This window comes from Dietzia sp. DQ11-71, from assembly GCF_014144995.1.
Lineage (GTDB): Bacteria > Actinomycetota > Actinomycetes > Mycobacteriales > Mycobacteriaceae > Dietzia > Dietzia kunjamensis.
In genome coordinates this window covers 1-217 of record NZ_JAALDT010000479.1, presented here as the reverse complement: position 1 = coordinate 217, position 217 = coordinate 1, and the positions used below count along the sequence as shown (strand labels likewise).

1 pseudogene is annotated in these 217 nt (G+C 72.8%); it reads left to right on the top strand.

From position 1 onward, the window contains the following. A pseudogene (locus G6023_RS14925) lies at positions 1–217 on the top strand (3-phosphoshikimate 1-carboxyvinyltransferase); the annotation flags it as partial.

The following is a 217-nucleotide window of genomic DNA, read 5'->3' as shown; positions in this document are numbered from 1 at the left end:
CCCGTCGACGCGGACGTCACCATCCCCGGGTCCAAGTCACTGACCAACCGTGCCCTGGTGCTCGCGGCGCTGGCCGACGGCCCCTCCCGCCTGGTCGGCACCCTGCGCAGTCGGGACACCGATCTCATGATCGGCGCGCTGCAGGCGCTGGGGACACGCATCGAGGGACCGTCCGGACCGCTCGGCCCGGGTGACACCGACCTCGTCATCACCCCCG